The organism is Stenotrophomonas sp. 10N36 (genome assembly GCF_056395005.1).
Window position 1 is genome coordinate 35,686 of sequence record NZ_JBFTIS010000006.1, and the last position, 26,588, is coordinate 62,273.

A 26,588-nucleotide genomic window follows, 5' to 3' on the forward strand; every position below is an offset into this window, starting at 1 on the left:
AAGACATCCTGATCGCCACCGATCGGGTCGCGTTCTGTTCCATATCAGTGCGCTGGGCCGGGTTGGCCGGTGGGTGGCTTGCCGGTTCAGGGGCGTAGGCCGCAAGATGCGATCCGGTCCGGGGAGTCCGAATTCATGTCCATGTCGTCCAAGTCGTGGCAGTACCGGGGGCAGGCAATGGCCTTGGTCCTGTGTGGGGCGCTGTTGGTCGGTGCCTGCAAGCGGGACCGGATCGATCCGGATGCGCCGGCCGCCGAACCGGTAGCCGCGCTGCAGCAGCTGGCCCGGCATGTGGCCGACAACGACCTGCTCGGCTACGCCCGCGCGTCGGTACCGCCGGCCCACTACACGCGCCTGCAGGCCGCCTGGGCGCAGGGGCACAGCCGCTGGCCGCTCACCGAGCTGCCGCTGGATGGCCAGCTGTTGCCGATGCTGGCCTCGCTGTCCCGGCCGGACGCACCGCAGCGCCTGCAGCGCTCCTTCGATACCCAGATTGCCGGCCAGGCCACCGGCGTGCGCCAGGCGGCGCACTCGATGGGCCTGTTCGGCGTGCAGTATCTGCGCAACCAGAGCGACTACACCGATGCACAGCGCGCCCATTACAGCCAGGTCGTGGATGCCCTGAGCAAATGGGCGGCGGCCGCGCCGTTGACCGACAAGCAGCGCGCCCGCACCACCATCACCCTGCTCACCGCCACCGCGCGCACCGCCGGGCTGTCCACCGATGCGCAGCTGCAGGCGGCCGGCATGGAGGAATCGCTGCGCCGCCTGGCGCCCTTCTTCAAGGCATTCAAGACCGCGCTGGCCAGCTATGGCCTGCTGCTGGATGAGGCCCTGACCGGCCTGCGCGGCGAACTGGTGTCCGAACTGGGCAACGACGCCGTGGTGCGGGTGCAGTACCCGTTGGCAGGCGAGCAGATCGAGGCGCAGGTGCGCATGACCCGGCGGGATGGCCACTGGTACGTGGCCCGCACGCTGGAACAGGCCGACGCGCTGCTGCAGGCCGCCGACGCCGCGCAGGCCGCGCAAGCTGAACATGACGCCGCCGAGGCGGCCAAAGCAGAGGCCGCCGCGCAGGTCAAGGACGGTGCTTCTGCACCGGCTAAGCCATAATGAAGCCGATGCCGAACCAGAATCCCCTGCCTTTCCCCGGCGAAGAGCCGCCCAAGACCCCGGACGCTTCGTCCGCGTCGCCCGACAGCGTGGCCGCCACCGGCGCCCCGGCCGATCCCGGCCAGGCGACGGTTGCCCCCTCTGCTGAGGTCGACCCGGCCACCGTTGCGCCGTCCGCGATCGTGCCCGGCACCCGCGCCCCGGTTGGCCGCCGCCCGTGGTGGGCGCGCCTGCTTGGCCGCCTGGTCGAGCCGTGGCTGTCGCTGAAGATCGAACCCGAACACCCCGGCCAGTACAACGACGGCCGCCCGGTGGTCTACGTGCTGGAAGACTACGGGTTGTCCAACGCGCTGATCCTGGACAAGGCCTGCCGCGAGGCCGGCCTGCCGTCGCCGCTGGTGCCCATCGCCGGCGACCCCACCGGGCGCAAGCGCGCCTACGTGGCGCTGTCGCGGCGGAGCAGCAGCAACTCGCTGATTCCCGAGCAGCGTGGCGCCAAGACCCATTCCGATTCGCTGGCCAAGGTGCTGCAGGCCCATCGCGCGCGCGATGAGCTGGACGTGCACCTGGTGCCGGTGTCCATCTTCGTCGGCCGCGCCCCGGACAAGCAGAGCGGCTGGTTCGCGGTGCTGTTCTCGGAAAACTGGGCGCTGGTGGGCCGCTTCCGCCGCCTGCTGGCGGTGCTGCTCAACGGCCGCAGCACCATCGTGCGGTTCGCCCCACCGATCTCGCTGCGCAGCACGATCGACGAGGGGCTGGACCCCGAGCGCACCGTGCGCAAGCTGCAGCGCGTGCTGCGTACCCATTTCCGCCGCATCCGCGAGTCGGTGATCGGGCCGGACCTGTCCACCCGCCGCCTGCTGGTGGACAAGGTGCTGGACGCGGACACCGTGCGCGAGGCGATCGCCTCGCAGGCCAAGCGCGACAACTCCAAGCCGGCCGATGCCTGGAAGAAGGCGCACGCCTACGCCTGGGAAATCGCCGCGGACTATTCCAGCCCGGTGGTGCGTTCGGCCAGCTTCATGCTCAGCCATGTCTGGAACCGTATCTACGCCGGCGTGCTGGTGCATCACCTGGACAAGTTCAAGGCGGCCGCGCCCGGGCACGAAGTGGTCTACGTGCCCAGCCACCGCAGCCACATGGACTACCTGCTGCTGTCCTACCTGCTGTACGACCGCGGCATCGTGCCGCCGCACATCGTGGCCGGCATCAACCTGAACCTGCCGGTGGTCGGCACGCTGCTGCGCAAGGGCGGTGCGTTCTTCATCCGCCGCTCGATCCGCGGCAATGCGCTGTACTCGGCGGTGCTCAGCGAATACGTGGCCCAGCTGGTGGCCGGTGGCTATTCGATCGAGTACTTCGTCGAAGGCGGTCGCTCGCGTACCGGGCGCCTGCTGCAGCCCAAGGGCGGCATGATCTCGATGACGCTGCGCGCGTTCCTGCGCCAGCCGCGCAAGCCGGTGCTGTTCCAGCCGGTCTACATCGGCTATGAAAAGCTGATGGAAGGCGGCAGCTACCTGGACGAACTGTCCGGCCGGCCGAAGGAAAAGGAATCGATCTGGTCGCTGCTGTGGTCCATTCCCAAAGTGCTCAAGCAGAACTACGGGCAGGTGGTGGTCAACTTCGGCGAGCCGATCGCGCTCAACGACGTACTGGCCCAGCAGGCGCCGGACTGGAACGGGCAGCCGGTCAGCGAAGACGAGAAACCGTCGTGGCTGTCGGGCACCGTCGACCACCTGGCCGAACGTATCCAGGTGCACATCAACGGTGCCGCCGACGTCAATCCGATCAACCTGCTGGCGCTGGCGCTGCTGTCCACGCCCAAGCACGCGATGGGCGAAGCGGACCTGATCGCGCAGATCGAGCTGTGCAAGACGCTGCTGGTTGAAATGCCGTACTCGGACCGGGTCACGGTGACCCCGCATTCGCCGGACCGCATCATCGCCCACGCCGAGGAAATCAACGTCCTCACCCGCATCAAGCACCCGCTGGGCGACGTGCTCAGCGTCAGCGGCGACACCGCGGTGCTGCTCAGCTACTTCCGCAACAACGTCATCCACCTGTTCACCGCGTCGTCGTGGGTGGCGTGTTGCTTCCAGAACAACCGCCGCATGAGCCGCACCGGCCTGGTCCAGCTGGGCCGCACGGTGTACCCGTTCCTGCAGGCCGAGCTGTTCCTGCCGTGGACCGAGGAGGAGTTTGCCCAGCGCATCGAGCAGACCATCAACGTGTTCGTGCGCGAGGGGCTACTGCAGAACGTCAACGACGACGACGGCGGCATCCTGGCGCGCAATACCGGGCAGACCGATGAAGTGTTCCGCCTGCGTGCCATCGGCCATTCGCTGCAGCAGGCATTCGAGCGCTATTACATCGCCATCTCGGTGCTGGTAAAGAACGGCCCCGGCACGCTGGGTGCGGCCGAGCTGGAAAGCCTGTGCCAGCAGGCCGCCCAGCGCCTGAGCCTGCTTTATGCGCCGGCCGCGCCGGAGTTCTTCGATCGCACCCTGTTCCGCGGCTTCATCCAGAAGCTGCGCGAACTGCGCCTGGTGTGGCCGGACGAGAACAGCAAGCTGCTGTTCGACGACCGCCTGGACGCGTGGGCCAAGGACGCCAAGTTCATCCTCGGCCGCGAGCTGCGCCACACCATCGAACGGGTGAGCCCGGAAGCAGCCAAGCCGGAAGAGCCGGTCAGCACGGATTGACGGACGCGGATGCGCCAAGGCGCATCCAGACGTATCCCGACGCATCCGGACGTATCCGGATCTTATTGCGTTCGCCAGCAATTCGTAGGTACCGACCGTTGGTCGGTACCCGCGCGCAAGCGCGGCACAGCGTCCGGAGACGAAGCAACACGGCGTGCACCGGTTGTCCGGCGTTGACCACCGTCCAAAGCCGCATGACAGGGTTCATGTCGCCGGGACGGACGGCAGCCGACCAACGGTCGGCTCTACGCCCGGAACATGCGCGGTGATCGGGACGAACGGCAGCCGACCAACGGTCGGCTCTACGCGGGTTCGTCCGGGATCAGCATGTCCGCCAGCTTGGCGATGCAGTCTTTCAGCTGCAGCTTGCGCCGCTTCAGGCGCTTGGCTTCCAGTTCGTCTTCGCCGTTGGCGGCCATGCGCTGGATCTGCTCGTCCAGCACGCGGTGTTCCTGCCGGAGTTCGGCAAGGCGGACGCTGATCTGCTCGGGTGTGAGGGTATCCACAGCTGTCGAGCATACACATCTGCGATGACGCCCGGGAGTGAACGCAGTCACGTCGGGGTCCCTGTGAGCGTGCCCCCCAGCCGGTAGAATGACACCATGCATTCCGCCGTCATCCGCCTGCCCGATCCCGTCCCGCGCGCCCGCGATCCGCGCGCGGCCGACGCCGTGCAGGACAAGCTGGCGCGGCGCCTGCGCCGCCAGGTGGGCCAGGCCATTGCCGACTTCGGCATGATCGCCGACGGCGACAAGGTGATGGTGTGCCTGTCCGGCGGCAAGGACAGTTACACCCTGCTGGACGTGCTGCTGCAGCTGCAGAAGAAGGCGCCGGTGCGCTTCGAGCTGGTGGCGGTCAACCTGGACCAGAAGCAGCCGGACTTCCCCGCGCACGTGTTGCCGCAGTACCTGGAATCGATCGGCGTGGCCTACCAGATCATCGAGCAGGACACCTATTCGGTGGTCAGCCGGGTGATTCCGGAAGGGCGCACGATGTGTTCGCTATGCTCGCGGCTGCGGCGCGGCGCGTTGTACCGCCACGCGGCGGAAAACGGCTTCAGCAAGATCGCCCTGGGCCACCATCGCGATGACAGCGTGGCCACCTTTTTCCTCAACCTGTTCCACCACGCCAAGCTGTCGGCCATGCCGCCCAAGCTGCGCAGCGACGACGGCCAGCACGTGGTGATCCGCCCGCTGGCCTACGTGGCCGAGGACGACATCCGCGCGTATGCGCAGGCCCGCGCGTTCCCGATCATTCCGTGCAACCTGTGTGGCAGCCAGGACAACCTGCAACGCCGCCAGGTGGGCCAGATGTTGCAGCAGTGGGAGCAGCAGCACCCCGGCCGCATCGACCAGATCGCCCGCGCGCTGGGCACTGTGGAGCCGTCGCAGCTGGCCGACCCGGCCCTGTTCGATTTCATGGCGCTGGCCCGCAGCCCGGCCACCGCCGTGCCGTCCCCGCCGTCGGCCTGGACCGACGCCACCCCCGACATCGGCGGCGCGCGCGGGCCGGCCTGAGCCGCCCACCGCCCCGCCTTCCCTTCACGACCTACTTCGGACTTCCATGTTCTTTCGCAACCTGACGCTGTTCCGCTTCCCGACCGCCACCGATTTTTCCGAAGTAGACACCCTGCTGCCGCAGGTGCTGCTCAAGCCGGTGGGTCCGCTTGAAATGAATTCGCGTGGCTTCATCTCGCCGTTCGGCCGCGAGGAAAAGACCGTGTTCTCGCACCGCATCGGCGATGCGCTGTGGCTCACCGTGGGCGGCGAGGACAAGATCCTGCCGGGCGCGGTGGTCAACGACCTGCTGGCGCGCAAGCTCGAGGAGATCGAGGAGAAGGAAGGGCGCAAGCCAGGCGGCCGCGAGCGCAAGCGCCTCAAGGACGACCTGCTGCACGAACTGATGCCGCGCGCCTTCGTGAAGAGCTCGCGCACCGACGCGCTGATCGACCTGACCCACGGCTACGTGGCGGTGGACAGTTCCAGCCGCAAGACCGGCGAGAACGTGATGTCCGACATCCGTGGCCTGCTCGGCAGCTTCCCGGCGATGCCGCTCAACGCCGAAGTAGCCCCGCGCTCGATCCTGACCGGCTGGATTGCCGGTGAGGAACTGCCCACCGGGCTGAGCCTGGGCGAAGAGTGCGAGATGAAGGACCCGGCCGAGGGCGGTGCGGTGGTCAAGTGCCAGCACCAGGAACTGCGCTGCGACGAGATCGACAAGCACCTGGATGCCGGCAAGCAGGTGACCAAGCTGGCGCTGGTGTTCGAGGACAACCTGTCCTTCGTGCTGGGCGACGACCTGATCGTGCGCAAGCTGAAGTTCCTGGACGGCGCGCTGGACCAGCTCGAACACGCCGACGACGACGGCCGCCGCGCCGAACTGGACGCCCGTTTCGCCCTGCAGAGCGGCGAAGTACGGCGGCTGTTCCTGCTGCTGGAAGAAGCCTTCAAGCTCAGCAAGGCCGACTGAGCCACCGGCGCCATCGCGTAGAGCGGGGCTCTGCCCCGCTGCTTCAAGCACCAGGTAAAGCGGGGCTCTGCCCCGCTGCTTCCGCCCGGTACCAGACCCGGTAGAGCGGGGCTCTGCCCCGCTGCTTCACGCACGTGGCACCCGACCGGAAAGGCAGCGGGGCAGAGCCCCGCTCTACGTCCTGGGTACCCGGCAGCGCCCTGAACAGCGCGCAGTCATGCGCCGGTCACTGCCGGCGCTATGCTGTACCCATGTCCGGATTCCTCCGCCGCCTTATTTCGCCGGCTGCCCCCACCCTGCAGCGCGACACGGTTCGACTGCGGCTGGAAGATGCCGAGATCGACGTGCTGCGCGTGCGCGATCCGCGCGCGCGCCGGATCAAGCTCAGCGTCGATGAGCGGGGCGTGCGCCTGACGCTGCCGCCGCGGGCCAGCCTGGTGATGGGCGAGCGTTTTCTCGAACTACACCGTGACTGGTTGTCCACGCAGCTGCGCAGCTACCAGGCGCAGAACCTGCCGCCGCCGCTGGTGATCGGCGAGCCCGGCGTGCTGCCGTTGCGCGGTGCGTTGCTGCCGTTGCGGTGGGAAAGCGGTCGCTTCGCGCACATGCGCGTGGATGGCGAGGGCGCCTGCCTGCACTGGCCGGCGCGCGGTACCGACGCCACGCTGCGCCGCACCCTGCGCGAATTCTACGAAGCACAGACCCGTGCCGATGTGGGTCAGTGGCTGCCACGCTACCTGCCCGCGCTGCCGCGCGCACCGGCACGGCTGCGCTTGAAGGTGATGTCCTCGCAATGGGGCTCGCTGGCGCCTGACGGCAGCATGGCCCTGGACCTGGCGCTGGTACTGGGCCGGTCATCGGCCTTCGAATACGTGCTGGTGCACGAGCTCTGCCACCTGATCCAGGCCAACCATTCGCCGGCCTTCTGGGCCGAGGTGGAACAGCGTTTCCCGGCGTGGCGGCAGGAGCGCGATTATTTCCAGGCCGAAGGACGGCGGTTGAAGGCCATGCTGCGGCAGCTGCTGACCCCCACCCCGTAGAGCCGACCGTTGGTCGGCTGCGCATGACATCCAACCCCGCGATCCTGGCGTACCGACCAACGGTCGGTACCTACCGGTGTGTGGCGCATCGGCCGACCGTCGGTTCACCGGTGTTTGGCGTACCGACCAACGGTCGGTACCTACCGGTGTGTGGCGTATCGACCGACCATCGGTTCACCGGTGTTTGGCGTACCGACCAACGGTCGGTACCTACCGGGGGGCGCGGGCGGTGGCGGCCTGGGCCCAGCGGGCGGCCACGCGGGGGGCGGTGATGCACACGGCCTGGTCGGTGACGGTGGTGACGGCGCGTTCCAGCAGCTGGATGTCGGCCTCGTGCTGGCGCGCCACGTGCGGGTCTTCGAAGAAGATCGCGCGCTGGCAGTGGCCTTCCAGCACGCGGTCGGCGATCTGCGCGTCGCCGCCCATCGGGCCGCTCTGGTAGCGCTGCACCCATGGCCGGTCCTGCGGCCAGCCGCGGCTCCAGGCCAGCTCGTTGAGGCGCTGGCCGGTGGTGCCGGTGCCCACGCGGTGGGCGAAGCGTGAGAGCAGGTCGAAGTGCTCGTCGGCAAAGGCCAGGATGGCCGGCTTCATGGCGTCGTGCGCAATCAGGGCCAGGGTCTGCCGTTCGAACGCATGCAGGTCGTCGGCGCCCGGATCGGGGGCCAGCCCGGCGTGCACGCGCTCCACTTCCACCCAGTCGCGCGCGGTGGCCACGGTGGAAATGAACGGCTTGCCGTGGATCACGCACTGGCGCTTGAGCGCGGTGGCCTCGGGGAAGATCGACGAGGGGTCCACCGGGTCCATCAGGTAGATCGCGCCGTCCAGGGTGCGCTCGGGCGAGCCCATGCCGACCACTTCGGCCACCAGCTTCATCAGGCCGCCCTCGCGCCCGTTGGGATAGCGCTGCAGCGGGGTGAAATCGGGCAGGAAGCCCAGCCGCTGGATCGCATCGAAGGTGCGCCCGACCGCATGCAGCTCCACGCCCAGCTCGCGCAGGCCACCGTCGCAGGCGCGCAGCCAGCGGAACAGGGCGGCGTGCTTGTCGTGGTGGTGCAGGCGGTTGGCGGCCAGGCCGATACGCATGGGGATCATCCGGTAGGGAGGTGGGGCAATCGGCATTCTATGTCGCTTCCCGTGCTGCGGAACTGCGAACCCGGGCACGCGTCTTCACGCATTTTCGTATTAGTTGCATAGCCCGGCAGCGGGCCATAACCGACAGTGGAGGTCGTCAGTCAATCAGGAAAACCCGCCATGGCTCTCTCCCCGGTTCCCAAGGACATGTCGGTCCAGTCCCTAGCTGCCGACCGCAGTGCCCGCATCCGCGCGCTGGGCCGGCTGCTGCGGCATGCCGCCAGCGGCGATGCCGACGTGCTGCTGGCAGGGCTGGCACGCATGCTCGACGCGCACATCGACAACGACCATGCCGATGACGCCAGCAATGGACGTATCCGCGACCAGCTGGATGAAATTGAACTGCTGCTGGCGCTGGAGATCGAGCGGGCCGGGGTGCGCGCGGCCGCGCCGTTGTCGAAGGCGGCGTAAGGGCAGCCGGGCAGAGCCCGGCTCTACGGCGCCGCGCATTTCGTGGCCTGCCGGGCCACGTTCGGCAACCGCGCGCAGCGCGGCCGCTGCATCGGTCCTGCGTTACACCGCCAGCAGCTGCGCGATGCTGGCCGCCGCATCGCGGCCTTCGGCCACGGCAGTCACCACCAGGTCGGCACCGCGCACGGCATCGCCGCCGGCGAACAGGCGCGGGTGCGCGGTCTGGAACGGCAGGCGGTCCTTGCCACCGGCGATGATGCGGCCGTTGTGGCCGGCTTCCACGCCACGCTCGGTCAACCACACCGGGGTGCTGGGCGAGAAGCCGAAGGCGATGATCACCACGTCCGCTTCCAGCAGCGATTCGCTGCCTTCGATCGGCACCGCGTTGCGGCGGCCCTGCGCGTCGGGGTCGTCCAGGCGGGTTTCCACCACCATCACCCCGATCACCTCGTCGTCCGCGCCGGCTTCAATGGACAGCGGCTGGCGGTTGAACAGGAAGCGCACGCCTTCCTCGCGCGCATTGGCCACTTCGCGCGCGGAGCCGGGCATGTTGGCTTCGTCGCGGCGGTAGGCACAGGTCACCTTGGCCGCGCCCAGGCGCACCGCGCTGCGCACGCAGTCCATGCCGGTGTCGCCACCGCCCAGCACCACCACGCGCTTGCCCTCCAGGTCGGGCAGGGCGATCTGGTCTTCCCAGCCGGCAATCGGCCGGCCGTGCGCGTCGCTGCCGCCGACGATGCGGCTGTTCTGCACCAGGAACGGCAGCGCCGGGAGCACGCCCTTCAGGTCCTGGCCGAGCAGCCCGCCGTCGGTATAGCGGTAGGCGCCGGTACCGACGAACACCGCGTCGTACTCGGCCAGCAGCTGGTCCACGCTGACGTCGCGGCCGATCTCCACGCCCAGCCGGAACTGCACGCCCATGCCTTCGAGCACGTTGCGGCGGCGGCTGATCACCGCCTTGTCGAGCTTGAAGCTGGGGATGCCGAACTGCAGCAGCCCGCCGATCTGTTCGTAGCGGTCATACACCACCGCCTGGATGCCGGCATGCGCCAGCTTGTCGGCGCAGGCCAGCCCGGCCGGGCCGGCGCCGATCACCGCCACGCGCTTGCCGGTGGGCTCCACGGCGGTCATGTCCGGGCGCCAGCCGGTGGCCAGCGCGGTGTCCACGATGTACTTCTCGACGGCGCCGATGGTGACCGCGCCGAACTCTTCCAGCGTGCAGCTGCCTTCGCACAGGCGGTCCTGCGGGCACACCCGGCCGCACACTTCCGGCAGCGGGTTGGTGGAGTGGCAAAGCGTGGCCGCTTCGTGGATGCGGTTTTCCTGCACCAGCTGCAGCCACTGCGGGATGGCGTTGTGCACCGGGCACTTCCAGCTGCAGTACGGGTTGCCGCAGTCCAGGCAGCGGCCGGCCTGGAACTGGGCGTCTTCCTTGCCGAACTTGCCGTACAGCTCGCCCCAGTCGCCGGACGTGCGCAGTTCGACGGGAATGCGCTGCGGCATGGTCCGGGGCAGGTCGAGGAACTGGAAGGCTTGCTTGCGGCTCATGGGTGGGCCCTGCGTTGTTCGGTCGCCGGGCAGAGCCCGGCGCTACGGAATGTTCGGGTTGCCGGGCAGAGCCCGGCACTACGATTTTTGGGTTGCCGGCCAGCGGCCGGCACTACGTGGATGGGTCAGGCGGCGCGGCGCAGCGAGTCGGTGAGCGATTCGATGCTGGCGGCCTTGGGTTTGACCAGCCAGAACTTGCCTACGTAATCGCGGAACTCGTCGAGGATCTGCTGCGCCCAGATGCTGCCGGTCAGTTCGCGGTGGCGGCTGATCAGCGTATGCAGGTGCTGGCGATGGTTCTCGAAGCCTTCGGCGGAGATGCGGTGGATGTCGATGAGCTCGTGGTTGTAACGGTCCACGAAGTCACGGTCGATATCCAGCACGTAGGCCAGGCCGCCGGTGAAGCCGGCACCGAAGTTCAGGCCCACCTTGCCCAGCACCAGCACGATGCCGTCGGTCATGTATTCGCAGCAGTGGTCACCGGCGCCTTCGATCACCGCCAGCGCCCCGGAGTTGCGCACGCCGAAGCGCTCGCCGGCACGCCCGGCCGCGAACAACTCGCCGCCGGTGGCGCCGTACAGGCAGGTGTTGCCGATGATCGCGGTGTTGCGGGCTTCGAAGCGCGCCCCACGCGGCGGGCGCACCACCAGGCGGCCGCCGGCCATGCCCTTGCCGACGTAGTCGTTGGCTTCGCCTTCGACCTCCAGCTGCAGGCCACCCACGTTGAACGCCCCGAAACTCTGCCCGGCGGTACCGCGGAACCGCAGGGTCAGCGGTGCGTCGCTCATGCCCTGGTTGCCGTGCACGCGGGCGATCGCACCAGACAGGCGGGTGCCGATCGAGCGGTCGGTGTTGTGGATCAGGAAGCGGTGTTCGCCGCCGAGCTTGCCGGCAATGGCCGGGGCCAGCAGGCCGTCCATCTGCGTGGCCAGGCTGTCCGGCGATTCGTACAGGCGCTGCGCGGCGCAGTGGCTGCCTTCGTACCGGGCCGGATTGAGCAGGCGCGACAGGTCGACCTTGACCCCGGGGCGCGGCGCTACTTCCAGCTGCTGCAGCAGGTCGGTGCGGCCAACGATCTCGTCCAGCGAGCGCACGCCCAGGTAGGACAGCCAGCCCCGCACTTCCTCGGCCAGCAGGCGGAAGAAGTTCTCCACGCGCTCGGGCAGGCCGGTGAAGTACTGCGCGCGCAGGCGCTCGTCCTGGGTGGCCACGCCGGTGGCGCAGTTGTTGAGGTGGCAGATGCGCAGGTACTTGCAGCCCAGCACGATCATCGGCGCGGTGCCGAAGCCGAAGCTGTCCGCGCCCAGCAGCGCGGCCTTGATCACGTCCAGGCCGGTCTTCAGGCCGCCATCGGTCTGCAGCAGGGTGCGCCCGCGCAGATCGTTGGCCACCAGCGCCTGGTGCGATTCGGCCACGCCCAGTTCCCACGGCACGCCCGCATAGCGGATCGAGCTGACCGGGCTGGCACCGGTGCCGCCGTCATGGCCGGACACGGTGATCAGGTCGGCGCCGGCCTTCACCACACCGGCGGCAATGGTGCCCACGCCGGCATGGCTGACCAGCTTCACCGACACCAGCGCGTCGGGGTTGACCTGCTTGAGGTCGTAGATCAGCTGGGCCAGGTCTTCGATGGAGTAGATGTCGTGGTGCGGCGGCGGCGAGATCAGGCCGATGCCCGGCTTGGCATAGCGCAGCCGGGCGATCAGTTCGTTGACCTTGTGGCCGGGCAGCTGGCCGCCTTCGCCGGGCTTGGCGCCCTGGGCGACCTTGATCTGCAGCACTTCGGCGTTGACCAGGTACTCGGCGGTGACGCCGAAGCGGCCCGAGGCCACCTGCTTGATCTTGCTGCGCTTCTCGGTGCCGTAGCGCACCGGGTCTTCGCCGCCTTCACCGGAGTTGCTGCGCCCACCGAGCCGGTTCATGGCGATAGCCAGCGCTTCGTGCGCTTCGGGCGACAACGCACCCAGGCTGATGGCGGCGGTGTCGAAGCGACGGAACAGGTCTTCGGCAGGGGCCACCTCGTCCAGCGGGGTGGGCGTGGGCGCTGCCTTGAGCTGCAGCAGGTCGCGCAGCGCCGACACCGGGCGGCCGTGCACGGCCTCGCAGTAGCGCTGCCAGTCCGCGGCATCACCACTGCGCGCGGCACGCTGCAGGGTCATGACCACGTCCGGGTTGTACATGTGGTATTCGCCGCCGTGCACGTACTTCAGCACGCCGCCCACGTCCGGGCGCAGCAGGTCGTTCCAGGCACGCACGGTGAGTTCGCGGGCTTCGTCGTCCAGGCGTGCAAAGCCCACGCCGGCCACGCGCGAGGCGGTGTCGGGGAAGCACAGGTCGACCACCTCGTCATCGAGGCCGACGATCTCGAACAGCTGCGCGCCGCGGTAACTGGCCACGGTGCAGATGCCCATCTTGGAGATGATCTTGGACAGGCCCTTGTAGATGCCCTTGCGGTAGCGGCGGCCGATCTGCGACTGCTCGCCGCCCTTGCTCAGCTGCAGGATGCCGCGCCGGCCCAGGTCGAACAGGGTCTGGTAGGCCAGGTACGGATACACCGCGGTGGCACCGAAGCCGAGCAGGCAGGCCATGTGGTGCGCGTCGCGCGCGGTGCCGGTTTCCAGGATCAGGTTGACGTCGCAGCGCAGCCCGGCGTTGGACAGGTGGTGGTGGACCGCGCTGGTGGCCAGCAACGCATGCACCATCGGCCGGTCGGCGACCGGGTAGCGGTCGCTCAGCAGCAGCATCACGATGCCCTCGCGGGCAGCCGCCTCGGCCTCGGCGCAGATGCGCTCGATGCCCGCCTTCAGACCTTCGTCCAGGCTGTAGGACAGGTCGATCAGGCGGTTCTTCTCGACGTACTGCTCCATCTTGATCAGCTGGCGCAGCTTGCGCTGACTGAGCACCGGCGAATTGAGGATGACGTGGTTCACCGTCTCCGCGCCGGCATGGAAGATGTTGGTCTCCTTGCCGAGCTGGGTGGTCAGCGACATGACGCAGTCTTCGCGCAGCGGGTCGATCGGCGGGTTGGTGACCTGCGCGAACGCCTGGCGGAAGTAGTCGTAAAGCGGACGACTGTGCTGGCTGAGCACGGCCATGGGCGTGTCATCGCCCATCGAGCCGGTGGCTTCCTGCTCGGTTTCGGCCAGCGGCCGCAGGATCTGCTCGACCTCTTCGGTGCTCAGCTGGAACAGCTTGTGGTAGCTGCGCAGGGTGCGCTCGTCGAACGGTTCCTCGACCAGCGAGGGATCGATCAGCTCGGTCTGCAGGTAGGTCACGCCCTGCTGCAGCCACTGCTTGTACGGCGCGCGGCCGCGGTTGATGCGGTCGATGGCATCCGAGTCGAGCAGGTCACCGCGCTTGAGGTCGATGGCCATCATCTCGCCCGGCCCCAGCTTGCCCTTGCGCACCACGCGCTCGGCCGGCACTTCCCACACGCCCGCTTCGGAGGCGACCAGGAAATGACGGTCGGAGGTGAGCATCCAGCGCGCCGGGCGCAGGCCGTTGCGGTCCAGCGTGCAGGCGGCATAGCGCCCGTCGCAGGCCACGATGCCGGCCGGGCCGTCCCACGGCTCGCTGTTGAGGCCGTAGAACTCGTAGAACGCGGCCAGGTCGGGGTCCTTGAACTCCAGCGACTGGGTCGCCGGCGGCACCAGGATGCGCAGTGCCTGGATCAGGTCCATGCCGGCGCTGACCATCAGCTCCAGCATGTTGTCCAGGCTCTGGGAATCCGAGCCATGCATGGAGATCACCGGGTCGAACTCGCCGATGTCGAAGCGCGGGGTCTTCCACACCTTGCTGCGCGCCTGCGCCCAGCGGCGGTTGCCCTCGATGGTGTTGATCTCGCCGTTGTGGGCGAGCATCCGGAACGGATGCGCCAGCGGCCAGCGCGGCAGCGTGTTGGTGGAGAAGCGCTGGTGGAACACGATGGCGCTGGAGGCCAGATCGTTGCGCTGCAGATCCACGTAGAAGCGGCTCAGCTTGTCCGGCAGCACCATGCCCTTGTAGCTGATCGCATTCGGGCTGAGCGTGGTGACGTAGTAATCGGCGTGCTCGCGCAGCTGCTGTTCGCTGCGGCGGCGGGCCAGGAACAGGGCCAGGGTGAAGGTGGCCTCGTCCTGCTCTGCACCGGCATCCACGAACACCTGTTCGATGCGCGGCAGGGTGTCGCGCGCCAGTTGCCCGCACACGCTGGAGTCGGTGGGTACCAGGCGCCAACCGACCGGTCGACAGCCGGCATCGCGCAGCTGCTGTTCCAGGGTGTCGCGGCAGGTCTGGGCGGCCGCTTCGTCGTGCGGCAGGAACACCACGCCGGCAGCGAAACGCGCCCCCAGGCTGAGCCCGGCTTCGGCGGCAAGCGCTTTGAGGAACACGTCGGGGCGGCGCAGCAGCAGGCCGCAGCCGTCGCCGGTGATGCCATCGGCGGCCACGCCACCGCGGTGGGTCATGCGCGAAAGTGCCGCAATGGCGGTGTCCACCAGCAGTCGGGACGGCTGGTCGTCGAGCTGGGCAACCATGCCGAAACCACAGGCATCGCGCTCATCTTGCGGGTCGTAAAGCCCTTGGCGGTTGCGGGGGGCCATCTCTGCCTCAATGTCGGGTGAGCGGCGACACTCGTCCCCGCTCAATCCGTTGAGCGCATCTGGAGGCACCGGATGACTCGACTAGATCACAGTTGCTGCAACGCCGCAATACACGGTTGCAGGCGCAACCAAACCCCTTCAAAAACCGCCTGGAACCAAGGTTCCAGGCGTCCCTGTTCAGCCGCAGCGCAGGCCGCTGATGGCGCCCTTTTCGTCCACTTCGATGTTCAGTCGTTCACCGACGAACTCCATGGTGGTCATGTCGTTGGGCTTGAGCACCCGCAGCTGCTTGGCGCTGGCATCCTGCTGGGCCTGGCTGCCGATTTTGTCGGTATAGGCCTGGCCGACCAGGCTCTGCACCTGGGTGGCATCACAGGTGCCGACCGGCGGCGCTTCCAGCGCCTTGCCTGTTTCATCGGTCGGGGCCGCGGCGGCTTCGGCCGCCTTCTGGGCATGGGTGCCCACGGCTTCCTGCTCGTCCATGGGCGGCGCCTGGCAGGCGGCCAGTACGAGCAGGGCGGGAATGACGGCCACAAGGCCAATGGAACGCCGCAGGCGGCGGAACGACAAGGACGGCATCGAGACTCCAGACATCGAACCAGGGAAACCTTGGAGGATATCGCCAAGCGGGGCGTGAGGTGTTCGTGTTGTGTTATTGACGCGCCCTCGCACCGGTACCGGGTATCACTGCAGGCCCTTACCGCCGCCGCCTCCGATGAGCCCCAGTCGTCGCGTTACCCCCGAAGTCGCCGCCGCCCGCGAGGCCGGCCTGCGCTATGTCAGCGATGAAATGCCGGGCCTGCAGCGGCGCCGTGCCGGCAAGGGCTTCAGCTACCGCGACGCCGATGGCGCGGCGGTGCGCGATGCCGCTACCCTGGACCGGATCCGCGCGCTGGCGATTCCGCCGGCCTACACCGACGTGTGGATCTGCGCGCTGCCCAATGGCCACCTGCAGGCCACCGGGCGGGACGCGCGCGGGCGCAAGCAGTACCGCTACCACGCCGACTGGGCGCGGGTGCGCGGCGACGGCAAGTTCGACCGCATCATCGCCTTCGGCACTGCACTGCCGGTGCTGCGCCGCCGCCTGCGGCGCGACCTGAAGCTGCCCGGCTTCCCGCGCGACAAGGTGCTGGCCATCGTGGTGGCGCTGCTGGCGCAGACGCTGGTGCGCGTGGGCAATGAGGTTTACGCGCGCGACAACCGGTCCTACGGGCTGACCACGCTGCGCAACCGGCACCTGGCGCTGGTCAAGGGCGGGCGCGCGCAGATGCGCTTCCGCGGCAAGTCCGGGCAGGCGCATGAGGTGGACGTGGATGACCGCCGCCTGGTGACGTTGATCCGCGGCTGCCAGCAGCTGCCCGGGCAGGCGCTGTTCCAGTACCGCGATGATGCGGGGGCGGTGCAGCCGGTGGATTCGGGCATGGTCAACGACTACCTGCACGACGCGATGGGCGAGGATTTCAGTGCCAAGGACTTCCGCACCTGGGGCGGGACGCTGGAAGCCATCCGCCAGTTGGCCGTCACCGAGCTGCCCGAACCGTCCAGCGAACGTGCGCTTGCGGGGTTGCAGAAGCAGGTGGTGTGCGAGGTGGCGACCCTGCTGGGCAATACGCCGTCGGTGTGCAGAAAGTCCTACATCGATCCGTGCGTGTTCGACGGCTGGCGCGCCGGCTCGCTGAAGGCGCTGGCAGGCCTGCGCGGCGAGCGGCAGTGGGAGCAGGCCACATTGAAGGTGCTCAAGGCCGCACGGCGCACGGTCAAGCGCGCGCGGGCGGCCTGAGCGGGTCGATCAGCCGCAGTAGAGCGCGGTGATGTTGTTGGTGCGGCCGGTTTCGATGGTCAAACGCTCGCCGCCGGTTTCCGCGCCCGGAGTGGGGTTGGCCGCACCACTGGCGGTGGGGCCGCTCTCGGCGCGCTGCCCGCGCACCACGTTCACCTGCAGGCTGTCGCTGTCCACGCGGGCACGCTCGATGGTGGCCGCCGATGCGGCCAGGCCCACCGCACCGCGCACTTTGTCCACATGGCACTGGCCGGAGATCACGCCGTCGATGGGTTGCACCTGCGCCACCGGGGTGCTGCTGCAGGCAGAAAGGGTGGCCAGGGCGGCCGCGGCGAAAAGGGTGCGGTACATGGGGTGACTCCAGCAGGTTTTCCGGCCTGCAGCGTGCCCCGGCACGCGTATGCGGCGGATGAAGCCTGCACGGATTGCCCACATCGCACTCACTTTGCGTGGCCGCGCGGTTGGCCACACTGCCTGTGCACTTGAACGCTTTCGCAAAGGAGCCGCAGATGGCCACCCGCAAGACTCGCACGCCCACCTCGCCCGCCGCCGCCGACAAGGCCGCCAAACCCCAGGCTGAGCGCACGCCCGTGGTGAAGACCGCCACCCGCAAGGCGGCAGCGAAGGATCCGCGCGCCGCCCGCGTGGCCGCGCGCCAGCGTCGCCTGCAGGATCAGGAGAAGGCCAAGGATGCACGCGTGGCCAAGCAGGCCGCCAAGAAGCAGGTGGCGAAGAAGGCGACCAAGAAGGCCACCCAGGCCGGCGCGCGCAAGCAGCCGGAGACGATGCCGGCGCAGCAGATCGCCAAGCCGGGCAATGAGCACGAACTGGCGCTGGCGCCGCGCTTCCTTGCCCCTGACTACAAGGGCAGCGGCAAGCTCGCCGGCAAGCGCGCGATCATCACCGGCGCCGATTCGGGCATCGGCCGCGCGGTGGCCGTGCTGTTTGCCCGCGAAGGCGCCGACGTGGCGGTGCTGCACCTGGACGAAGCGGCCGACGCCAAGGTCACGCGCCAGCATGTGGAAGCCGAGGGCGGTCGCTGCCTGGTGATCGCCGGCGATGTGCGCGATCCCGCGTTCTGCAACAAGGCGGTCAAGCAGGTGGCCAAGGCCTTCGGCGGGATCGACATCCTGGTCAACAATGCCGCCTTCCAGCTGCATTGCGAGCGCCTGGAAGACCTCGAGGACGCGCACCTGCAGGAGACCCTGCAGACCAACATTGGCGGCTACATCCAGATGGCCCGCGCGGTGCTGCCGCACCTGCAGGAAGGCGACTGCATCATCAACACCGGGTCGGAGACGGGGTTGTTCGGCAGCAAGGCCCTGATCGACTACTCGGCCACCAAGGGCGCCATCCATGCCTTTACCAAGGCGCTGGCCAGCCAACTGCTGCCGCGCGGGATCCGGGTCAACGCGGTGGCGCCGGGCCCGGTCTGGACACCGCTCAACCCGGCCGACAAACAGTCCGCCGACGTGGCCGAGTTCGGCAACGACAGCGACATGGGCCGCCCGGCGCAGCCGGAGGAGTTGTCCCCGGCGTATGTGTTCCTTGCCTCGCCGGTGACCGCCAGCTATATCAGCGGGGTGATCCTGCCGGTGATGGGCGGGCCGCGCGGCTGAGCGCGGCGCGGTAGCACCGCAGGCTGACGCGCGCGATCTACGCCGCGTCAGCCGCCGGTGGGTGGAGTGGGACGGACATGGACAAGGAGCGCAACGATGGGGGTCGCCGCAATCGGGTTAGGACTGCTGCTGGCGGGCGTGGCTGCCGCGCCGCTGACGTCGATAACCACCGAGGACGGTGTGACGGCCACGCACTACGTCTCCCGCCACCAGCTGCACTGCGGTGACAGTCGCTTCGACATCACCGTGGAGGCGGGGCAGGCCGCGCCGGTGACTGCGTTCACGGTAAACGACGTGGCGCTGCCGCCGGAACAGGTACAGCAGATCAATGCTCAAATCGGTGCGCGCTCGGGCTTTCTGGGCCTGCGCAGTTCCTGCACGCGGCAGCGCCAGGCGCTGACCCTCCAGTTCACCTCACCGACGCGGACCTACGGGGTTGCCGTGCGCTTCGTCGATGGCCGCCTGGCATCGGTGGCGGGCGCAGCGCCGTAGAACGCGGCGATCGGGGCGATGAAGTCCTGCGGGTTGGCACCAACCAGGTTGGTCAACACGACTACCGCCAGGCGGCGTTCGGGATAGACGATGAACGCCGCGCGTGCGCCGCCCATGCCACCGACCTGCAGGTCGGGTGTGGTGCCCATGATCGGCCAGCCGGCTGACCAGGCGCCGGGCTCACCATTGTTCAGGCGTTCGGGCGTCCACATGCGGCGCACGCCCGTGGTCTTGAGCAGCTGCCCCTGCGACAGCGCGATGATCCAGCGGCCCACCTCGTCGGCGGTGGTGAGCATGCCCGCACCGGCCCACAGTCCCGGCGACAGGTCGTAGAACCAGTGCGACAGCCGTTGCGGTGCATCGGCGGCGTCGGTCCTGCGGGGAAACCAGCTGTAGATGGTGGCCGCGTCGGCGACCAAGTCGTAACTGTCGCCGAAGGTGGTGCGTGGCATGCCCACCACGTCGAACTGATGCCGGGCCATGTACTGCGGATACGGCATGCCGGCCTGCCTGGCGATGATCCGCGCCAGCAGCACGTAGTTGGTCTGGTTGTACCGGAAACGCTCCCCTGGCGCTGCTTCCACCGGCAGGGCGGTCACCTGCGTCCACGCCTGCTCTTCGGTGCTGCCGCCCAGCAGGCCCTGCGCATCGAGGATGTCCGGCAGGCCGGAGGTATGGGCGAGCAGCTGGCGCACCTGCACCTTGCCCCACGCCGGCGGCAGATCATCGAGGTAGCGCGACACCGGTGCCTGCAGATCCACGCGCCCGGCCTGGGCCAGCTGCGCCATCGCGACCCCGGTAAAGGACTTGGTGGCCGAGTTGAGCGGGAAACGCGTGTCGCGCGTGGCGGCCACGCCGTTCTCGACATTGGCCAGTCCATAGGCCTCGGACAACACCAGCTGGCCGTCCTTGACGACTGCGATCTGCAGGCCCGGAATGCGCCGGGCCTGCATCGTGTCCTGCACGAACCGGCGCGCCTGCGCGTTGGCGGGATCCCAAGCGGTGGAAGGAGCGGCGAAACACGCCAAGGGCACTGCGAGCGCGGCCAACAGGACGGGGGTGCGGAGGGCACTGAAACGCATGCAGCTTTCCTTGGGCGGGTGCACCGGTCGCCGCGCGCCGGTGGAGCGGCGGACAGTCCGGGCTCGCAGGCTTGGATGCGGCCCCGGGCGAAAAGGTTTAACCGGCGCGCAGGCGACCGTTCGTCGGCGCGCGCCGTCCGGCACTTGACGACAGTTGTAGTCACTGGCACGGTGACGACACGTGTAGTCATCGGAGAGTGTCATGCGCGGCAAAACCATCGGGGACCAGGAACTGGCCCTGTTGCAGTACGTAGCAGAGCAGGGCGGCGCCACCGTCGGTGAAGTGGCGGCGGGGTTTGGCGAAGAGCGCGGGCTGGCCCGCTCGACCGTGCTGACCATGATGGAACGCCTGCGCGGCAAGGCCTACCTGCAGCGCAAGCAGGTGCAGGGCGTGTACCGCTATGCGGCCACCAGCGGCCAGGACAGCGTGGTGCAGGGCGCGGTGGCCAGCTTCGTGGAAAAGACCCTGCAGGGCTCGGTATCGCCGTTCGTGGCCTTCATGTCGCACAAGGCCGAGGTCAGCGACCAGGAACTGGCCGAGCTGGAAGCGCTGGTCGCGCAGTTGCAGTCACGCAAGCGGGAGGGCTGAGCCATGGAGACGCTGATGATGGAACTGCTGGTGCGGCTGGGCTGGACCAGCGTGCAGAGCGCGGTGCTGGTGGGCCTGGTGTGGGGCGTGTGCCGACTGCTGCCGGGCCTGCCGCCGTCCACGCGGGTGCGTTTGTGGTGGCTGGTGGCCCTGCAGGCGGTACTGGGCCTGGTCTGGAGCAGTCCGCTGGAGCTGGCGGTGTTGCCCGCACCCGCGGCGCAGACCACGCAGGTGATCGCGCTGCCTGCCATGGACACCGCCGTTGCGGTGGCACCTGCGGCCGCCGACACGGTTGCGATGGCGGCGCCGGCCTCGGTGCTGTGGTCGTGGCCTGCCGTGCTGCTGGCGATGTGGGCGGCGGGTGTGCTGGTGATGCTGCTGCACAGCCTGCGTGGCTATCGCCACAGCCGCGCGCTGGTACGCGATGCAGTGGAGTGCACCGATGCCTCGCTGCAGGACGCATTGCAGCTGGCGGCCGAAGCACACGGCCTGCGCCGCGCGCCCGCCTTGAAGATCTCCGCGCAGATCCGCTCGCCGCAGCTGATCGGACCGTGGGCCCCGGTGCTGCTGCTGCCGGCGCGCGAACTGCCGGCGATGGCGGCCGATGACCTGGACATGGCGCTGACCCACGAGCTGGTGCACCTGCAGCGCCGCGACCTGTGGTGGGGCTTGCTGCCTGCGTTGGCGCAGCACCTGTTCTTCTTCCATCCGCTGGTGCATCTGGCCGCCCGCGAATATGCGCTGGCCCGCGAAGAAGCCTGCGATGGTGCGGTGGTGGCCGGGCATGGTCACTGCCGGCACGACTACGGCCGGCTGCTGGTGCAGCTGGGTGTGGCCCCGCGCCCGGCGGTGGGTGTGGCCAGTGCGTCGCCGAACTTCCGCAGCCTCAAGCGTCGCCTGCTTAGCCTGCAGCAGACCCGCCGGTTCCCGCGCATGGCGGCCGTGGCGATCACCGCGGTGTTCGTGCTGGTCGGTGTGGCGCCGCTGCGGCTGGTGGCGGCGGTTGCGCCACCGCCGCCGCCGCCGGCTGCACCACGCGCCCCGGCCACGCAGCCGCCGCCTGCGCCCTCTGCGCCTGTCCCTGCGCCGGCCCCGGAACCGATGACGGCCCCTGCGGCGCCGGCACCGCCGATGGCACCGCAGGCCCCGCGCGCGCCGGCCTCACCGCAGGCGCTGGACGATGGCATGCCGCTGGTCACCCACGGCCAGCTCACGCTGTCCCGGCAACCGACGCAGGCCTTCGTGCTGATGGGGGACGGCGACAACTTCGTGAATGCCTCGCTGGCCGACCTCAAGCAGGCGCGGCGCGATGCCCGCGACGGCGAACCGGTGCTGTGGGTTCGGCGCGGGCAGGCCCGCTACCTGATCCGCGATCCGGCCGTGCTGCGCCAGCTGGGACGCAGCCAGAGCGAAGTGGCCGCGCTGGGGGACGCCCAGGCGGACCTGGGCGATCGCCAATCGGAGATCGGCGAGCAGATGGCCAAGGTGAGCATGCAGGTCACCGCCGACGTCATGGCGCATCTGGATGTTGATGCAGTGACCCACGCGGCCGCGCAGCACGCCACCCTGGATGCGGCCGCCGAGGCCAACCAGGCGGCACGTCAGGCGCGCAAGGCCTCCGCCAAGGCCGTGGATGCGCAGCAGCTCGCCCGGGTGGCCCGCGAACAGGCCGAACTTGGCCGCGAGCAGGCGCGCCTGGCGCAGCAGCAGAGCCTGGCCTCGGCCCGCGCCGCACGTGACGTGCGCGCGGCGATCGACCAGGCATTGTCCAGCGGCAAGGCCGAGCGCCTGCGCGACTGACTGGACGGGAACGGCGGCCTGCGCAGCGACGCAGGCCGCCACCTTCATCGGCGCACGCGATCAACCGCAGTTGGCGCGGACGATCTTGTTCTGTTCGTCCACTTCGATGCTGACGCGGTCTTCGCGGTAATCCATGGTCATGGCCATGCCCGGCTTGAGCACGCGCGCATGGCGGGCGCCGCTGTCCTTGACCGCCTTGGCAACCACCGCCTCGCTGGCGGTCTGGCCCACCAGGCCATTCAACTTCTCCGCATCGCAGCGGGCGGCACTGTCGGCACCGGCGGCCATGGGTTCGGACGTGGGGGCGTTGGTTTTCGGCGGCTGGCTGCAGGCGGCCAGCGGCAACGCACAACCTAGGGTCAACAACAGGGCAAGGCGCATGCGGTACTCCTCCCGGGGTCAGTAGGGAGCAGTGTGGTGGGCGCGTGCTTCACACCGCGTCAAAAGCCCACCGCCGCGTTCATTCACCCTGCAGTGCCAGCGTTTCCCGCGCGCGCTGTTCCTCGGCCACCAGCCGCAGCATCAACAGCGACAGCGTCACCACGTCCTGGTGGTTGTGCTCGGCCACGCGGCGCAGGTTCACCGCGCTGCCGCCGCGCAGGTAGTTCAGCCATGCCGCCGGGGCTTCCGAACCGGGCAGGTCGTCTTCGCGGACGATCTGCAGCAGCTGCCGTTCGATGGTGGCCAGCCGGCAGTTCTCCCAGGTGCCGCGGTAGCGGCGGCGGGTCGGGAACAGCAGGTCCACGTGGTCCAGCGGGGTGATCGGGCAGCGCTGGCGGGCCAGCCGGTAGCGGGTCTTGAGCAGGGGCGCGTCGTAGCAGCGGCCGTTGTAGCTGGAGAACACGGTGGTGGGCTGCAGCCAACCGGCGAACTCGCGCAGCATCGCGGTTTCGGCAGCCATGGTGGTCATCAGCAGCTGGCGGATGCGCAGACCCTCGCCCTGTTCGGGATGGGCATGCCAGTCGGCCGCGCCGATCATGAAGGCGCGGGTGCCGGTACCGCCGGCCAGGCCGGTGGTTTCGGTATCGAAGAACATCAGGTCCTGCGGCTGCACCTGGTCACCCTCGCGTTTGGCGAAGGCCAGCGACAGCGGCTGGGTGGGAATGGGCTGGGGCAGGAACGATTCGATCAGGAACAGCCCGGGCGCGATCTCCTCGCCGGGCACATGGCGGTCCTGCGCGTTGGCACGTGGCGCGGGCGCGGCGGCGCCGCGACCACGCAGGCCCAGCAGCCGGTGCAGGCTGCCCACGTCGGGCGTGCGCAGCGCCGGCGTGGGCGCTGCCGGCGTGCTGCTGGCCGCACCGGTGGGCTTGTGGCGGATCTCCTGTTCGACCCAGGCAAACACCGAGGCCGGCGCAGGCGTACGTGCGCGCGCATCGTTGGCGGCCGCGGGGAGCGCGGCGGCGTGCGCGGGCCGAGGGTCGGCACCGGCCGTTTCGCTGGGGGCAGCCATGCCGGTGTCAGCGGCGCGCGGCGCACCCTCGGTCGCCTTCATCCGCTCCCCCGCAGGCGCGGGCGTGGCCTCACCGGCCTGCCGGCGCAGCAGGCGCAGCTTGTCCAGGCTCAGGCTCACTGCGGCACCACCTCGGCATGCACGCGGTCCTGCGCGTCGGCGCCGGGCAGCGCCTGGGCATCGAACAGGTCCAGCACCTTCAGCGCCAGCGCCCGGGGCGTGGTGGCATCGTCTTCCTGCCCGGCCAGCACCGGACCTACGCAGGCCGGGCAGCCGGCCTTGCAGTCGCAGCGCTGCACCAGCTCGCGCGCGCGCTGCAGCAGTTCGTCCTGGCGCAGCCACAACGGCTCGCTCAGGCCTACGCCACCAGGGAAGTTGTCGTACAGGTACACGGTGGGCACGAACTGCTGCTGCAGTTCGATCGCGCTGGCATCGAACTCGGCGCCACGCAGCTGACCACGGCCGCTTTGGTCGGCCACCGCGAACCACGCGCCGTCGCCGTTGCCCACCGCCTTCTGCAGGTCGCGCGCGTCGGCCATCACCGCCACGGTGGCCACGATGTGCAGCGCATATGCCGCGCCCAGGAAACCATCCAGCGCTTCCTGCTTGCTCTCGAACGCAGTCAGCAGCAACGCCTGCGGCAGCTGCCACCACACCGCGGTGGTGTGCAGTTCCTGGTCGGGCAGGTTGACCGGGCCGTAGCCGATGTTCTCGTGGGTGTAATAGCGGATCTTCTTGTAGCCGGCCACGCGGCGCACCACGTGTACTTCGCCATGGTGCGCATCGCCCTGCCCGGCAATGCAGCCGTCGAAGCGGTCCAGCACCTTGAGCTTGGTGAAGTCGATGCTGTCGGTGTAGTAGTCCACGTGGGTGCGGGTGACGTAGGCCTTGCGGCCGTCCCAATCCAGCCGCTCCACCTGGTACGGCGTGGACTGCACCATGTGGATGGCGCCCTCATACAGGGTGAGCGCGGCCGCCGAGTAATCCACCTCGGCGATGATCTGCTGCTTGCCGTCGCTGCGGTCGACCACCACGAAGTTGCCGTCGGCCACCGAGCGCAGGCTCACCGCGTTGGCCGGGTAGCTGTCGGCGATCCACTCCCAACGGTCGCCTTCGCGGTGGATCACCTCGGTTTCGGCCAGCGCTTCCAGGAACACCAGCGGGTCGATCGGTCCGAACGGGTCGCCGGCCAGGAACGGCAGTTCGAAGGCGGCGCAGCGGATATGGTCGAACAGGATCAGCGGCTGGTCCGGGGCGATGCGCGCGTGCTCGGGCGAGGCGTCGGCGAAGAAGTCCGGGTGGCGCACCACGTACTGGTCCAGCGGCTGCGAACTGGCCACCATCACCCCCAGCGCGGGCTGCTGGCGGCGCCCGGCACGGCCGAAGCGCTGCCAGGTGGCCGCCACGCTGCCGGGGTAGCCGTTGAGCACCACCACGTCCAGGCTGCCGATATCCACGCCCAGCTCCAGCGCCGAGGTGCTGACGATGCCGTCGATCAGCCCGGCCCGCATGGCACGCTCGGTCTCGCGGCGCTCGGTGGGCAGGTAGCCGCCGCGGTAGGCGCGGATGCGCGCGGGCTTGCGCGGGTCGTGGTCGAAAATGTCCTTGAGGTACTTGGTGAGTACTTCAACCATCAACCGGCTTTGCGCGAAGATCAGCGTCTTCAGCCCGGACTTGATCGCGATGCGGGCGATGCGGTTGCTCTGCGAACGCGCCGAGGCGCGCAGGCCGAGGTCGGCGTTGACCACCGGCGGGTTCCACAGCAGCACATGCTTCGGCCCGCTGGGCGCGCCGGATTCGGTGATGGCGGTGACCGGGGCTTCGATCAGGGCCTGCGCATGCGCCTGCGGGTTGCCGATGGTGGCCGAGCACAGGATGAACTGCGGCTCCACCCCGTAGAACGCGCAGATGCGCTTGAGCCGGCGCAGCACGTTGGTGACATGGCTGCCGAACACGCCGCGGTAGGTGTGCACTTCATCAATGACCACATAGCGAAGGTTCTCGAAGAACTGCGCCCACTTGGTGTGATGCGGCAGGATCGCCTGATGCAGCATGTCCGGGTTGGAAACCACGATGTCGCCATGCAGGCGGATCGCCTGGCGCGCATCGCCGGGCGTATCGCCGTCGAAGGTGAAGGCCTTCACCCCCAGGTCGCCAGCGCGGTTGAGCTCCAGCAGCTCGGCCACCTGGTCCTGGGCCAGCGCCTTGGTCGGGAACAGGTACAGCGCCTTGGCCTTGCCCTGCATGGCCGCACTCACCACCGGCAGGGTGTAGCACAGCGACTTGCCGCTGGCGGTGGGGGTGACGATGGCCACGTGCTCGCCGCGCTGGGTGGCGTCCCAGGCCTCGGCCTGGTGGCTGTACAGCTGCTCGATGCCGCGCGCCTTCAGGGCGGCGGTGAGCGCGGCCGGCACGTCGGCCGGGATCGGCGCATAGCGCCCTTCACGGCCGGGGATGGTGAAGCTGCCGGTGATGCGGTCGGCGTAGCGCTGCTGCAGGCGCGCGGTGAGCAGCGCGCCGTTGCGCGAGGGCAGCCCGTCGGTGGTGGACAGGCGGCGCTCGGCGTCTTCGGTGCGCTTGGCGAGTTCGTAGGCCATGGGAACAACGGTCAGCAAAGGACGCCATGGAACCACAGCGGCGTCTCAATGTTTGAGACACACCGGAAGCGCGGGTGAATAATTCAGTGCCGTGGCCGTCCAACGAAATCTGAAGGCGGCATCCGTATCCTTGGCGCCGTACGCAACGGACCAGGATGGGCAGCTGTGGCACGTGTGGGATA

General features: G+C 69.0%; 21 protein-coding genes. 11 read left to right on the top strand and 10 right to left on the bottom strand.

Annotated features, from left to right (window positions below):
* Positions 1 to 135 precede the first annotated feature (135 nt).
* Together AC1DCJ_RS08075 and plsB are read left to right on the top strand one after the other, a co-directional pair.
* A complete protein-coding gene (locus tag AC1DCJ_RS08075) occupies positions 136 to 1,113 on the top strand; it encodes a hypothetical protein (protein ID WP_141059609.1) in 978 nt (325 codons plus the stop codon).
* Positions 1,113 to 3,815 (top strand): glycerol-3-phosphate 1-O-acyltransferase PlsB, encoded by a 2,703-nt coding sequence (gene plsB / locus AC1DCJ_RS08080; protein WP_478070639.1) that lies wholly within the window; start codon positions 1,113 to 1,115, stop codon positions 3,813 to 3,815. Before AC1DCJ_RS08075 ends, plsB begins: the two co-directional genes overlap by 1 nt.
* Before the next feature lie 302 nt (positions 3,816 to 4,117).
* On the opposite strand, the gene AC1DCJ_RS08085 is transcribed toward plsB, so the two are convergent.
* On the bottom strand, positions 4,118 to 4,321 hold the full coding sequence (locus tag AC1DCJ_RS08085; RefSeq protein WP_038691406.1) for a YdcH family protein: 204 nt from the start codon (positions 4,319 to 4,321) through the stop codon (positions 4,118 to 4,120).
* 96 nt (positions 4,322 to 4,417) lie between these two features.
* On the opposite strand from AC1DCJ_RS08085, the gene ttcA reads away from it, so the two are divergent.
* The 3 genes from ttcA to AC1DCJ_RS08100 all read left to right on the top strand — a co-directional run bounded on the left by ttcA (position 4,418) and on the right by AC1DCJ_RS08100 (position 7,324).
* Positions 4,418 to 5,332 carry a tRNA 2-thiocytidine(32) synthetase TtcA gene (gene ttcA, locus AC1DCJ_RS08090; RefSeq protein ID WP_478070640.1) on the top strand — a complete coding sequence of 305 codons (915 nt, stop codon included), beginning with the start codon at positions 4,418 to 4,420 and terminating at the stop codon, positions 5,330 to 5,332.
* Positions 5,333 to 5,378: 46 nt separating this feature from the next.
* Positions 5,379 to 6,284, top strand: a complete 906-nt coding sequence (locus AC1DCJ_RS08095; RefSeq protein WP_038691402.1) for a recombination-associated protein RdgC — start codon at positions 5,379 to 5,381, stop codon at positions 6,282 to 6,284.
* A gap of 251 nt (positions 6,285 to 6,535) precedes the next feature.
* On the top strand, positions 6,536 to 7,324 hold the full coding sequence (locus AC1DCJ_RS08100; RefSeq protein WP_137191421.1) for a M48 family metallopeptidase: 789 nt from the start codon (positions 6,536 to 6,538) through the stop codon (positions 7,322 to 7,324).
* A 210-nt stretch (positions 7,325 to 7,534) separates the two neighbouring features.
* Here AC1DCJ_RS08100 and AC1DCJ_RS08105 read toward each other — a convergent pair whose 3' ends face one another.
* The gene (locus tag AC1DCJ_RS08105; protein WP_478070641.1) at positions 7,535 to 8,407 is read right to left on the bottom strand and encodes a methylglyoxal synthase; all 873 of its coding nucleotides are present in this window, start codon (positions 8,405 to 8,407) and stop codon (positions 7,535 to 7,537) included.
* Positions 8,408 to 8,575: 168 nt separating this feature from the next.
* Here AC1DCJ_RS08105 and AC1DCJ_RS08110 point away from each other — a divergent pair, with 168 nt between their 5' ends.
* Positions 8,576 to 8,866 carry a hypothetical protein gene (locus AC1DCJ_RS08110; protein ID WP_137191419.1) on the top strand — a complete coding sequence of 97 codons (291 nt, stop codon included), beginning with the start codon at positions 8,576 to 8,578 and terminating at the stop codon, positions 8,864 to 8,866.
* Positions 8,867 to 8,968: 102 nt separating this feature from the next.
* Here AC1DCJ_RS08110 and AC1DCJ_RS08115 read toward each other — a convergent pair whose 3' ends face one another.
* The 3 genes from AC1DCJ_RS08115 to AC1DCJ_RS08125 form a co-directional block, all read right to left on the bottom strand.
* Positions 8,969 to 10,414, bottom strand: a complete 1,446-nt coding sequence (locus AC1DCJ_RS08115; protein WP_478070642.1) for an FAD-dependent oxidoreductase — start codon at positions 10,412 to 10,414, stop codon at positions 8,969 to 8,971.
* A gap of 125 nt (positions 10,415 to 10,539) precedes the next feature.
* Positions 10,540 to 14,994, bottom strand: coding sequence for a glutamate synthase large subunit (gene gltB, locus AC1DCJ_RS08120; RefSeq protein WP_478070643.1), 4,455 nt, complete (start codon positions 14,992 to 14,994; stop codon positions 10,540 to 10,542).
* 177 nt (positions 14,995 to 15,171) lie between these two features.
* The gene (locus tag AC1DCJ_RS08125; RefSeq protein ID WP_137191416.1) at positions 15,172 to 15,573 is read right to left on the bottom strand and encodes an I78 family peptidase inhibitor; all 402 of its coding nucleotides are present in this window, start codon (positions 15,571 to 15,573) and stop codon (positions 15,172 to 15,174) included.
* Between the two features lie 136 nt (positions 15,574 to 15,709).
* On the opposite strand from AC1DCJ_RS08125, the gene AC1DCJ_RS08130 reads away from it, so the two are divergent.
* A complete protein-coding gene (locus AC1DCJ_RS08130; RefSeq protein ID WP_314404011.1) occupies positions 15,710 to 16,774 on the top strand; it encodes a DNA topoisomerase IB in 1,065 nt (354 codons plus the stop codon).
* A 9-nt stretch (positions 16,775 to 16,783) separates the two neighbouring features.
* On the opposite strand, the gene AC1DCJ_RS08135 is transcribed toward AC1DCJ_RS08130, so the two are convergent.
* Positions 16,784 to 17,125 carry a hypothetical protein gene (locus AC1DCJ_RS08135; protein WP_128097639.1) on the bottom strand — a complete coding sequence of 114 codons (342 nt, stop codon included), beginning with the start codon at positions 17,123 to 17,125 and terminating at the stop codon, positions 16,784 to 16,786.
* A gap of 158 nt (positions 17,126 to 17,283) precedes the next feature.
* Between AC1DCJ_RS08135 and AC1DCJ_RS08140 the strand changes: the two genes are divergently transcribed.
* Positions 17,284 to 18,393 (top strand): SDR family oxidoreductase, encoded by a 1,110-nt coding sequence (locus AC1DCJ_RS08140; RefSeq protein ID WP_478070644.1) that lies wholly within the window; start codon positions 17,284 to 17,286, stop codon positions 18,391 to 18,393.
* Between the two features lie 96 nt (positions 18,394 to 18,489).
* Positions 18,490 to 18,885 (top strand): hypothetical protein, encoded by a 396-nt coding sequence (locus AC1DCJ_RS08145; RefSeq protein WP_478070645.1) that lies wholly within the window; start codon positions 18,490 to 18,492, stop codon positions 18,883 to 18,885.
* Here the strand turns inward: AC1DCJ_RS08145 and AC1DCJ_RS08150 are convergent.
* Positions 18,822 to 19,967 (bottom strand): serine hydrolase domain-containing protein, encoded by a 1,146-nt coding sequence (locus tag AC1DCJ_RS08150; protein WP_478070646.1) that lies wholly within the window; start codon positions 19,965 to 19,967, stop codon positions 18,822 to 18,824. The genes AC1DCJ_RS08145 and AC1DCJ_RS08150 overlap by 64 nt on opposite strands.
* A gap of 202 nt (positions 19,968 to 20,169) precedes the next feature.
* Between AC1DCJ_RS08150 and AC1DCJ_RS08155 the strand changes: the two genes are divergently transcribed.
* Both AC1DCJ_RS08155 and AC1DCJ_RS08160 read left to right on the top strand, forming a co-directional pair.
* The gene (locus AC1DCJ_RS08155) at positions 20,170 to 20,556 is read left to right on the top strand and encodes a BlaI/MecI/CopY family transcriptional regulator (protein ID WP_038691382.1); all 387 of its coding nucleotides are present in this window, start codon (positions 20,170 to 20,172) and stop codon (positions 20,554 to 20,556) included.
* Between the two features lie 3 nt (positions 20,557 to 20,559).
* Positions 20,560 to 22,356, top strand: coding sequence for a M56 family metallopeptidase (locus tag AC1DCJ_RS08160; protein ID WP_478070647.1), 1,797 nt, complete (start codon positions 20,560 to 20,562; stop codon positions 22,354 to 22,356).
* A gap of 60 nt (positions 22,357 to 22,416) precedes the next feature.
* Here AC1DCJ_RS08160 and AC1DCJ_RS08165 read toward each other — a convergent pair whose 3' ends face one another.
* From AC1DCJ_RS08165 to AC1DCJ_RS08175, 3 genes are all read right to left on the bottom strand, one after another.
* Complete coding sequence (locus AC1DCJ_RS08165; protein ID WP_141058275.1) at positions 22,417 to 22,737, bottom strand: I78 family peptidase inhibitor; 321 nt, start codon at positions 22,735 to 22,737, stop codon at positions 22,417 to 22,419.
* Positions 22,738 to 22,816: 79 nt separating this feature from the next.
* Positions 22,817 to 23,929 carry a ribonuclease H-like domain-containing protein gene (locus tag AC1DCJ_RS08170; RefSeq protein WP_478070648.1) on the bottom strand — a complete coding sequence of 371 codons (1,113 nt, stop codon included), beginning with the start codon at positions 23,927 to 23,929 and terminating at the stop codon, positions 22,817 to 22,819.
* Positions 23,926 to 26,406 (bottom strand): DEAD/DEAH box helicase, encoded by a 2,481-nt coding sequence (locus tag AC1DCJ_RS08175; protein WP_448134949.1) that lies wholly within the window; start codon positions 26,404 to 26,406, stop codon positions 23,926 to 23,928. The genes AC1DCJ_RS08170 and AC1DCJ_RS08175 overlap by 4 nt, the downstream gene beginning before the upstream one ends.
* Positions 26,407 to 26,588: the final 182 nt, after the last annotated feature.

Bases quoted from the DNA above. Each gene is read 5' to 3' on its own strand.
- AC1DCJ_RS08100 (WP_137191421.1), top strand. From the start codon at position 6,536: ATGTCCGGATTCCTCCGCCGCCTTATTTCGCCGGCTGCCCCCACCCTG.
- AC1DCJ_RS08125 (WP_137191416.1), bottom strand. From the start codon at position 15,573: ATGCCGTCCTTGTCGTTCCGCCGCCTGCGGCGTTCCATTGGCCTTGTG.
- AC1DCJ_RS08110 (WP_137191419.1), top strand. From the start codon at position 8,576: ATGGCTCTCTCCCCGGTTCCCAAGGACATGTCGGTCCAGTCCCTAGCT.
- plsB (WP_478070639.1), top strand. From the start codon at position 1,113: ATGAAGCCGATGCCGAACCAGAATCCCCTGCCTTTCCCCGGCGAAGAG.
- AC1DCJ_RS08130 (WP_314404011.1), top strand. From the start codon at position 15,710: ATGAGCCCCAGTCGTCGCGTTACCCCCGAAGTCGCCGCCGCCCGCGAG.
- AC1DCJ_RS08105 (WP_478070641.1), bottom strand. From the start codon at position 8,407: ATGCGTATCGGCCTGGCCGCCAACCGCCTGCACCACCACGACAAGCAC.
- AC1DCJ_RS08115 (WP_478070642.1), bottom strand. From the start codon at position 10,414: ATGAGCCGCAAGCAAGCCTTCCAGTTCCTCGACCTGCCCCGGACCATG.
- AC1DCJ_RS08160 (WP_478070647.1), top strand. From the start codon at position 20,560: ATGGAGACGCTGATGATGGAACTGCTGGTGCGGCTGGGCTGGACCAGC.
- AC1DCJ_RS08135 (WP_128097639.1), bottom strand. From the start codon at position 17,125: ATGTACCGCACCCTTTTCGCCGCGGCCGCCCTGGCCACCCTTTCTGCC.
- AC1DCJ_RS08095 (WP_038691402.1), top strand. From the start codon at position 5,379: ATGTTCTTTCGCAACCTGACGCTGTTCCGCTTCCCGACCGCCACCGAT.
- AC1DCJ_RS08145 (WP_478070645.1), top strand. From the start codon at position 18,490: ATGGGGGTCGCCGCAATCGGGTTAGGACTGCTGCTGGCGGGCGTGGCT.
- AC1DCJ_RS08150 (WP_478070646.1), bottom strand. From the start codon at position 19,967: ATGCGTTTCAGTGCCCTCCGCACCCCCGTCCTGTTGGCCGCGCTCGCA.
- AC1DCJ_RS08140 (WP_478070644.1), top strand. From the start codon at position 17,284: ATGGCCACCCGCAAGACTCGCACGCCCACCTCGCCCGCCGCCGCCGAC.
- AC1DCJ_RS08175 (WP_448134949.1), bottom strand. From the start codon at position 26,406: ATGGCCTACGAACTCGCCAAGCGCACCGAAGACGCCGAGCGCCGCCTG.
- gltB (WP_478070643.1), bottom strand. From the start codon at position 14,994: ATGGCCCCCCGCAACCGCCAAGGGCTTTACGACCCGCAAGATGAGCGC.
- AC1DCJ_RS08075 (WP_141059609.1), top strand. From the start codon at position 136: ATGTCCATGTCGTCCAAGTCGTGGCAGTACCGGGGGCAGGCAATGGCC.
- ttcA (WP_478070640.1), top strand. From the start codon at position 4,418: ATGCATTCCGCCGTCATCCGCCTGCCCGATCCCGTCCCGCGCGCCCGC.
- AC1DCJ_RS08155 (WP_038691382.1), top strand. From the start codon at position 20,170: ATGCGCGGCAAAACCATCGGGGACCAGGAACTGGCCCTGTTGCAGTAC.
- AC1DCJ_RS08165 (WP_141058275.1), bottom strand. From the start codon at position 22,737: ATGCGCCTTGCCCTGTTGTTGACCCTAGGTTGTGCGTTGCCGCTGGCC.